Origin of the sequence: Caballeronia glathei (genome assembly GCF_000698595.1) — a bacterium.
Classification (GTDB): Bacteria; Pseudomonadota; Gammaproteobacteria; order Burkholderiales; family Burkholderiaceae; genus Caballeronia; species Caballeronia glathei.
Map to the genome: position 1 here is coordinate 80,956 of NZ_JFHC01000033.1, position 7,879 is coordinate 88,834.

Genomic DNA, 7,879 nt, shown 5'->3' on the forward strand with positions numbered 1-7,879 from the left:
GCCAGGGAGACGGAAATTGATCAAGCCTTCACGCAGCCTTACGGTGCACACCCTCAACAAGGTGCCAGAAGTCACACTGGCCTTCTGGGCCATCAAGATCATGTCGACGACAGTCGGCGAGACCGGAGCGGACTATCTCGCGGTGAATGCGGGCCTCGGCGCCGCATTCACGGACGCACTCGTGGGGACGCTGCTCGCCGCCGCGCTGTTCGGCCAGTTGCGGGCCCGACGATATTTGCCGTGGATCTACTGGCTGACGGTGGTGCTCGTGAGCGTCGTCGGCACGCAAATCACCGATGCGCTCACCGACGGCCTCGGCGTCAGCCTCTACGCGAGCACGGCATGCTTCGGTTTCGCTCTGATCGTCATCTTCTTCATCTGGTTCCGAACCGAACATACGCTGTCCATTCGCGCCATCGACACACGGCGCCGCGAACTCTTCTACTGGGCCGCGATCCTCGTCACCTTTGCCCTCGGCACCGCCGCCGGAGACCTCGCGACAGAAGCGCTGGGGCTCGGGTTCCAGCTCGGTGTCATCGTGTTCGGCGCGCTGATCGCCGTGACGGCGGTTGCGGCAGCGCTCGGCGCAAATCGCGTCCTGACCTTCTGGATCGCTTACATCCTTACGCGGCCTCTGGGCGCCTCGCTTGGCGACCTTCTCTCGCAGGCGCGCCCGTATGGCGGCCTTGGACTGGGAAACGTCATCACGAGCGCCGTGTTTCTCGCAATCATCGTCACGCTCGTCGCCATCGTGAGTGTCGCGCAGGCGCGCGTGGACGGATCACGCACTGCCTGAACGTTCGGCTTATTACCCACTCACGTAGATGGAGGAAACAATGAACGTAGCCAAGCTGTTCCCCGCCCTGCTGATGGCCGCTGCCGGCGTCATGGCCGCCGGCGCCTCACGCGATGCGCCGACGGTCTATCTGATCTCATCCGCGCACGCCGCGAGCACAACGAAACTCGGCGATCTGTCGGCGTTTCGGAAGATCGTCGTTGATACCACCACGCTCGTGAACGCCGGCAATCTTGCAGGCGCCAAAGCCCGCATCAAGGATCTCGAGACCTCCTGGGACGAAGCGGAGCCGGCGTTGAAGCCACGCTCGGCTGCGGACTGGCACTCGGTTGACAAGGCGATCGACCGTGCGCTCGATGCATTGCGTGCAAGCACGCCCAATCCGGCTGCGTGCAAGCAGGCACTGGCCGACGTGCTGACCTCGATCGATCACGCAAGCGGGCAAGCCTGAACGTCTCGATTCCGGCTCAAAGGATGTTGAGTGAGTGCAATTCGATCGCGTGAAGCGCGAAGCCGTATGCCGCCCGTGCAATCACCGGTGCGTGCACGCTTAAGCATTCCTTAAGCATCGACAAGGCAGCCTCTTGAATCTCGCAGCGCGGCCTGTACAAGGCCGCGGCTCATACAGACGAAGGACCTGCCAGGAGGCCCGCGTGACCGACAGCAATCCGACAGTAACGCTCACCATCGACTGCACGCACGCCGTGACATGGAGGCGCGGATAATGGCGCCGGTGCTTCCCTTCACGGAGTGGGTGTTCATCGGGCTTTGCTGTCTTGCGACATGCTATGCGGCCGTTGCCGCGCTCGTGCGCTCGGGATCGCGCGACGCGGCGGATGCACTTGAAACAGGCCATCGACAGGCGGCATCGCACCCTTCGCCTGTGAGCGTGCTCAAGCCGCTCTGCGGCGCGGAGCCGCGTCTGTTCGAGAATCTCCAGACCTTCTGCACACAGACACATCCCGCGTTTCAGCTGCTGTTCGGCGTGTCGTCGGCAAGCGATCCGGCAGTCGCGGTGGTCAAAAAACTTCGGGATGCGTATCCTCATCTCGACATCGGGATTGTGATCGACAGCACCGCGCACGGCAGCAATCTCAAGGTCGGCAACCTCATCAATCTGGCCGCTCGCGCGCGGCACGACCACCTCGTGCTGGCCGACAGCGACATCGCGGTTGACCCCGACTATCTGACCCGCGTCACGGCACCCCTCTTCGACCGCAACGTGGGTCTCGTGACGTGCCTCTACCGTGCGCGGAGTATCGGCGACTTCTGGACGCGAATGGGCGCGCTCTTCATCGACGAATGGTTCGTGCCCTCGGTGCATGTCGCGCACGCCGCGGGTTCGCGGCGCTTCGGCTTTGGCGCGACCCTCGCGCTGCGGCGTGACACGCTCGCTGCAAGCGGGGGGCTGGAGGCGCTGCGCGACAGCCTCGCGGACGACTACTGGCTCGCCGAACATGTGCGTGCCCTCGGCCTTGCTACGGTGCTGTCCGACGTCGTCGTCACGACCGATGTCGTCGAGCGCGACTTCGCCTCGCTGTGGCGCCGCGAAACACGCTGGCTGCGCACGATTCGATCGGTGAACCCGCTCGGCTTCGCGTTCCTGTTCATCACGTTCACGTCACCATGGCTCATCGCGAGTGCGTTGCTCGGCGTCGGCATCGACGCAAGCGGTGGAAACATCGCTCATTCGAATGCCGACACGCTCGTCGATCTGAGCACGTCGCTCGGACTGAGCGCGCGCATCCTGCTGCACTGGCGCACTGCGCGCAACTGGCGCCGATTCTGGCGCGACCTGCCGCTCGTGCCCTTGCGCGACGCTCTGCTCTCGCTGCAATGGCTCGCATCCGCATTCGGCACGCACGTGTCGTGGCGTGGCGCACGCATTCCGGTCCGCGGCTCCGGGATTGTCACCGGACGAAGCCTGAGCGATGTGCCCGACACGTCCGACTTGTCGGACAGTTGATGAATCAGTTCAACATGGAGAGGCGTTCAACATGAAGACGCTATTTCTGCAGGTCCCGTCGTTCGACGGCTTCGACGGCGGTGCCGGTTCACGCTATCAGGCGAAGCGCGAAATACGTTCGTTCTGGTATCCGACGTGGCTCGCGCAACCCGCCGCGCTCGTGCCGGGAAGCCGCGTGCTCGACGCGCCCGCCGACGGACTCACCGCCGACGAGACACTCGACATCGCGGCGCAATACGAACTCGTCGTGATCCACACGAGCACGCCGTCGTTTCCGGCCGACGCGTATTTTGCCGAGCGGCTGAAAGCGCTCAACCCGTCCGTGCTGGTCGGCATGGTGGGCGCGAAGGTGGCGACCGACCCGCACAATTCGCTCGAGGCGAGCACGGCGCTCCACTTCGTATGCCGCGAGGAGTTCGATTTCACCTGCAAGGAGATCGCCGAAGGCCGAGCGTTCGCGGATATCCGCGGGCTCAGCTATCGGGCGCCGGGCGGCTCGATCGAGCACAACCAGGCACGCGCCGTCCTCGAGGACATGGATGTGCTGCCCTTCGTCGCGCCGGTGTACAAGCGCGACCTGAACATCGAGAACTATTTCATCGGCTACCTGAAACATCCCTACGTGTCGATCTACACAGGTCGCGGTTGCCGCTCGCGCTGCACGTTCTGCCTGTGGCCGCAGACGGTCGGCGGTCATCGCTATCGCGTTCGCTCGGTGGCGAACGTGCTCGCGGAAGTCAAATGGATTCGCGACAACATGCCCGAAGTCAAGGAGATCATGTTCGACGACGATACCTTCACCGACTTCCGGCCGCGCGTGGAGGAGATTGCGCGCGGCATGGGCGAACTCGGCGTGACGTGGTCGTGCAATGCCAAGGCCAACGTGCCCTACTCCACGCTCAGGATCATGAAGGAGAACGGGCTGAGGCTCCTGCTGGTCGGCTACGAATCGGGCGACGACCAGATTCTCCTCAACATCAGGAAGGGGCTTCGCACGGACATTGCGCGGCGCTTCAGCGACGACTGCCGCAAGCTCAGCATCAGGATTCACGGCACCTTCATTCTTGGACTTCCCGGCGAGACGCGCGAGACGATGGAGAACACGATCCGCTACGCGAAGGAAATCAACCCACATACCATTCAGGTTTCGCTCGCGGCACCCTATCCCGGCACGACGCTTTATCGTCAGGCAGTGGACAACGGATGGCTCGAAGAGAACAAGGTGATCAACCTCGTGAGCGCGCAGGGCGTGCAACTCGCGGCGATCGGCTATCCGCATCTCTCGCGCGAGGAAATCCATCAAGGGCTCGAAACGTTCTACAAGCGATTCTATTTCAGGCCCTCGAAGATCTGGGACATCGTGCGCGAAATGCTCGTGAGCTGGGAGATGACCAGGCGCCGCCTGCGCGAAGGCGTCGAGTTCTTTCGCTTTTTGCACACGCGCGAGCTCTAAGCATGCTTGGAATCATCGTCAATGCCGACGATTTCGGCCTGCACGAGCGAGTGAATGACGCTGTCGCGCTCGCATACCGGCACGGCGTGCTCACGTCCGCGAGCCTGATGGTCGGCGCGCCGGCGGCGCCGGGCGCGATTGCCTATGCGCGGCAACTGCCGGGGCTGCGTGTCGGCCTGCACATCGTGCTCGCGGACGGATACGCGACGCTCTGCCCTGCGTCGATTCCGGATCTGGTTGACCGGCAAGGCCGTTTCAACGACGCGATGGCCCGCGACGGTGTGCGCTTCTTCTGCCTGCCGCATGTGCGCGCGCAACTCGCCGCCGAGATTCGCGCCCAGTTCGAGGCATTCGCGGCAACCGGTCTCGTCCTCGACCATGTGAACACGCACAAGCATTTTCATCTGCATCCGACGGTGCTCGCGTTGATCCTGAAGATCGGCCGGGACTTCCGCCTGCGCGCGGTGCGCCTGCCCCGCGAACTGCATGGTTCGATATTGCTGCGCCCCTGGATCGCGCTTGCGCATGCGAAGCTCAGGCGTGCCGGCATCGATCACAATGACCACGTCGCCGGGCTCGTGCAGACGGGCCGGATGAATGAAGCGGCGTTCCTGAGCGTGCTCGCCCGTCGGCCTCCTGGTGTGCTGGAAATCTACTGTCACCCGGCGAATGCAGGCGCGCACGCGCTCACTCCATCGATGCGCGGATATCGCCACGCCGACGAACTCGCGGCCCTGCGCTCGCCGGCGGTCGCCGCCGCGATTGAAGCGAGCGGTGCGATGCATGGGGGCTTCGCGGATGTCTTCGGTCACGAGCAATATCGTGAAGTGAGGGTCCGGGCGCAAATCGCGCGCTCCGTTGGCTGTCATTCATTCGACAGACTTGCTGATCGCCGGAACATTGAACGCAAAGGTGGCGCCCCAACGGGCATTGTTTGTAGCCCACACGGTTCCTCCATGAGCCTCGATAATCGAACGGCAGATCGACAGGCCCACCCCCATACCCTCAGTCTTCGTGGTGAAAAACCGCTCGAACAGCCTGTCAGCGTTTTGCGCATCGATTCCCGTTCCCGAATCCCGCACCGCGACGATCAGATCATTTGCGATGCCGCGGCGTGACTCGATCATCAGTTCGCGGGGCCGATCCCGAACCTCGTCCATCGCCTGAATGCCATTCACAAGCAGGTTGATCATCACTTGTGCCAGTTCAGTCCGATCGCCCAGGATCGCAGGCAACTCGGGTGCCAGCGTCGCCCTCAACGTAACGTCGTGATTCAAGACCTCGCGCTGCACGAGCGCGATGACATCGTTGATGACATCGTTTATGGCCAAAGATGTCATCTGCGAGGGTGTCCGCCTGGTGAGCATTCGCACGCGCCGCAAGATTTCTCCCGCGTGCAGGCCTTCCTTAATGATGCGTTTCAAGCTCGCTAGCGCTTCGCCCACCTCGGGGGTGTCCCGATCGAGCCATCGCAGAGCGGCTCCACCGTCGGCAACGATCGCGCCGAGCGGCTGTCCGAGTTCATGAGCCACCGATGCGCCCAATTCCCCGACGGTGGTCACCCGCGCGAAGCGTTGCAGCTCTTCTTCGATCCGCTTGCGTTCGGTGATATCGGTGCTCGTTTCAAGCATCGCGATCGGCCGGCCCTTCTCATCACGCAGCAGTGCCCAGCGACTCGCCACTGCGGCTTGTGAACCGTCCCGCCTCGCGTTGATGAGTTCCCCCTCCCAGCGTCCTGCCACGAGCAAGGTTTCGTTGATATCACCGAGAGCCGCGGGAAAACGCGTGTGCAAGAGTGAGTGCGCGACTCTACCGATCGCCTCGTCCTTCTTCCATCCGTAGATCGTCTCAGCGCCACTGTTCCAGTAGGTGATGACGTCGTCCATATCCCGAACCATCACGCTGTCGCGGGTAAGTTCAAGAAGCTTTGCCTGCTCCCGATGAACTTTTCCGAAGCGGCGAAGGCGTTGCACCAGTGAGGTCACGACCAGCGACGCCGTGAGAAACGCAATCAGCGCTACGACGTCGTTCACCGGATCTATCCTGAAGCTGAACAACGGCCGAACGAAGAAATAGTTAAGGCAACCGACAGCGATCACGGAAAATACGGCCGATGCAACGAGGCTGTCCAGCAGAGACAGCAACACGACTTCAATCAGGTACACAAGCGCAACGACCGTCAAGTCGCTTCCGAGCCGGAAACACACCCAGGTCGGGACCGCCAGGCCAATAGCGCCGACGGCCAGGATTGCGCTAATTGAGCGCAGCCCGGCGATTCGACTCGACCTCGACTCCGGGAAGACCGTTTGGTACGCATGGAACGCAAAGCGACGATTCATTCAGTCTCCAATTCGAATTGGAACTCGAATCCGCGGCGCGCCGCAACCATGAGCGGCAAGGCAAGGCGAAGTTCGCCATGCGCCACGCCAACAGAGATCCCGCACGGGCTTAGTGCTGCCCGATCGAGCCGGCGGCCGCTGTCGGGTCGCGTACGTGCCACCACGGGCGGGCCAAGCCATATGGCGGAAAGTCTGCCATATGCGAGAAGATAACCCGCAGCGTAAAAACCCGGTAGGGTGCGGCGGTCATTCGCGAAGCGTGGTCTGTGGCCGCTTTTTGGAGTGACCGCCATTGGATCGCGCGGCGGCCATTCGACGCCCGCCGAGCAATCGGCTAGAATGTTGCGCCGCAGCGCACGATGGTGCGCCCTTTCCTCGCTCTCTTCAAGCCACCCATGTAACTCTTCGCGAACCTCCCTTCGTCAAACAGCCTGACCGACACGAGGTTTGCGGACCTGTTGCGTGCTATATCCGTCTTCGCTTCAAGCGATGCATCGTCGATGCCGCTTTCGATTTTCTTGCATGGCTCCGTTCGCTTGCGACGCGTCGAGCGCTGCCACGCATTCCGGTCGGACTTCCCAGCAGCGAACGCTTCACGACCGGCCTGTTCGTCAATTGTTATTTTCAAGCCCTTCCAATGAAAACCCAAACCTTGCGCGAGGAGTGGTTCTCGAACATCCGAGCCGATATTCTCGCTGGCATCGTCGTCGCACTTGCGCTGATTCCCGAAGCGCTCGCATTCTCCATCATTGCAGGCGTTGATCCAAAGGTCGGCCTGTACGCCGCATTCAGCATCGCGGTGGTATCAGCGATTGCTGGCGGGAGGCCCGGCATGATCTCCGCCGCCACCGGTGCGGTGGCCTTGGTGATCGTCTCACTCGTCAAGACCCACGGAGTCGAGTACGTGCTCGCGGCAGGCATTCTGGCCGGCGTATTGCAGATCGGCGCTGGCCTCCTCAAGTTGGGCGCGCTGATGCGATTCGTGTCCCGCTCAGTGATCACTGGCTTCGTCAACGCGCTCGCGATTCTGATTTTCCTCGCGCAGATGCCGCAATTGCAGAACGTGCCTGCGTACGTGTATTTGATGGTGGCCGGCGGTCTTGCAATCATCTATCTATTACCGCGCGTCACGAAAGCGGTGCCGTCTCCTCTGGTCTGTATAGTCGTTTTGACGGCTATTTCGATGGCCATGCATCTGCACTTGCGCACCGTTGGCGATATGGGCTCGTTTCCGGATCAGCTGCCGGCATTCGCTCTGCCGCAGGTCCCGTTCTCTTTCGATACGCTGCGGATCATCTGTAAGCGCCCGGTGATCCCAGGGGTTC

At 62.2% G+C, this 7,879-nt stretch carries 6 protein-coding genes and 1 pseudogene; 6 read left to right on the forward strand and 1 reads right to left on the reverse strand.

What is annotated here, in order from left to right:
* Positions 1–16: 16 nt before the first annotated feature.
* The 5 genes and pseudogenes from BG61_RS20745 to hpnK all read left to right on the forward strand — a co-directional run.
* Positions 17–796 carry a COG4705 family protein gene (locus tag BG61_RS20745; RefSeq protein ID WP_051672681.1) on the forward strand — a complete coding sequence of 260 codons (780 nt, stop codon included), beginning with the start codon at positions 17–19 and terminating at the stop codon, positions 794–796.
* Positions 797–836: 40 nt separating this feature from the next.
* The gene (locus BG61_RS20750; RefSeq protein ID WP_129572023.1) at positions 837–1,247 is read left to right on the forward strand and encodes a histidine kinase; all 411 of its coding nucleotides are present in this window, start codon (positions 837–839) and stop codon (positions 1,245–1,247) included.
* Positions 1,248–1,520: 273 nt separating this feature from the next.
* Positions 1,521–2,762 carry a bacteriohopanetetrol glucosamine biosynthesis glycosyltransferase HpnI gene (gene hpnI, locus BG61_RS20755; RefSeq protein ID WP_035925063.1) on the forward strand — a complete coding sequence of 414 codons (1,242 nt, stop codon included), beginning with the start codon at positions 1,521–1,523 and terminating at the stop codon, positions 2,760–2,762.
* 31 nt (positions 2,763–2,793) lie between these two features.
* Positions 2,794–4,215 carry a hopanoid biosynthesis associated radical SAM protein HpnJ gene (gene hpnJ / locus BG61_RS20760; protein WP_035925060.1) on the forward strand — a complete coding sequence of 474 codons (1,422 nt, stop codon included), beginning with the start codon at positions 2,794–2,796 and terminating at the stop codon, positions 4,213–4,215.
* A 2-nt stretch (positions 4,216–4,217) separates the two neighbouring features.
* A pseudogene (gene hpnK, locus BG61_RS40185) lies at positions 4,218–5,078 on the forward strand (hopanoid biosynthesis-associated protein HpnK); the annotation flags it as partial.
* A gap of 6 nt (positions 5,079–5,084) precedes the next feature.
* Here hpnK and BG61_RS20770 read toward each other — a convergent pair.
* Positions 5,085–6,554, reverse strand: a complete 1,470-nt coding sequence (locus BG61_RS20770; protein ID WP_051672683.1) for a PAS domain-containing sensor histidine kinase — start codon at positions 6,552–6,554, stop codon at positions 5,085–5,087.
* Between the two features lie 637 nt (positions 6,555–7,191).
* On the opposite strand from BG61_RS20770, the gene BG61_RS20780 reads away from it, so the two are divergent.
* On the forward strand, positions 7,192–7,879 hold a 688-nt coding region (locus BG61_RS20780), incomplete at its 3' end, for a SulP family inorganic anion transporter (protein WP_035941814.1).